Here is a 1,216-nt window from a genome sequence, read left to right on the forward strand (position 1 = left end):
TGTAAGCTCCCCCTTAAAGTGAGCCAGTCAAAAGTAGAGGTCAGGCAGCTTGGCGAAACTCGATGGGGGTTAAGAAGTTGAGGGCCTCATGGGGCCGCAGATGATTATAGTCGTACTGCCAGCTCAGGCACTGTTCGCGCACTTGGCGCAGGCTGGTAAAGAGGTAGGCGTTGAGCAGCTCGCGGCGAAACGAGCCGTTAAAGCGTTCAATGTAGGCGTTTTGCGTCGGACTCGCTGGTTGAATCCAGTGCAAGTCAATCCCCTGGCCCTGGCACCAGGTCTGGAGTACCTGGCTGATAAGTTCGGGGCCGTTGTCGACCCGGATGCGGGCCGGGCTGCCGTGGCGGCTCACCAGCGTGGTGAGCAAGGCGACGACCCGCGTAGCGGGCAGTGAAAAATCCACCTCGATGCCGAGCACTTCCCGGTTCCAGTCCTCGACCACGTTCAGGGTCCGGAAGCGGCGACCATCGGTCAGCGCATCGCTCATAAAGTCCAGCGACCAGCACACGTTGGGCTGCGCAGGTACTTCCAGGGGCCGTTTTATCCGCTCGGGCAGGCGTTTCTTTTTCCGTCGCTTGCCCAATTGCAAGCGCATGAGCTGATAAATACGCCATAAGCGCTTGTGATTGACCACAATCCGTAGTTTGCGCAGGCGGTAATAATATTTCCAAAAGCCCCAGCCGCCATGCCGCTTCACCAGCGCCCGCAGCCGGGTAACGAGTTCGGCATCGGCGGGTTGGAGCCCCCCACGGCCCCCGCCCGGTGGCGGGGCGTAGCTGTTGCGGGCCAGGCCCACGAGTGCACACGCCTGGCGCTGGCTGAGCCCCCGCCCACAGGCGTAATGGGCCACCGCGCGCCGGGCCGTGGGGGTGACTACTTTTTTCGCAGCACCTCCTTAATGACCTGGTGTTCCAGACTCAGCTCGGCGTACAGCTGTTTGAGGCGACGATTTTCGTCCTCCAGGTGCTTGAGACGCTGCAACTCGCTCACGCTCATGCCCCCAAACTTGCTTTTCCACGCGTAAAAGGTGGGCTCACTAATGCCGTGCTCCCGGCAAATCTGAACCACCGTCTGGCCCTGGTCCTGTTGGCGCAAAATACCCAGTATCTGGGCTTCGCTGAATCGGCTTTTTTTCATAAACAGTCAAAAATAGAAGAAGTGAAAAGTTACTACTTCTCTCTACTTTTGACTGGCTCACTTAATGGGGAAGGCTACA

Annotated in this window: 1 protein-coding gene; it reads right to left on the bottom strand. The window is 58.7% G+C overall.

Features of this window, described 5'->3' with window-relative positions; all coding sequences use genetic code 11:
• Positions 1–40: 40 nt before the first annotated feature.
• Positions 41–1,137 (bottom strand): IS3 family transposase gene (locus tag ABD842_RS13760; protein WP_345114935.1). Its coding sequence is split into 2 segments (ribosomal slippage): positions 41–888 and positions 888–1,137, totalling 1,098 coding nucleotides; the frame shifts between segments, so codons are not numbered across the junction.
• Positions 1,138–1,216: the final 79 nt, after the last annotated feature.

The organism is Hymenobacter algoricola (assembly GCF_039539525.1).
In the GTDB taxonomy this organism is placed as follows: domain Bacteria; phylum Bacteroidota; class Bacteroidia; order Cytophagales; family Hymenobacteraceae; genus Hymenobacter; species Hymenobacter algoricola.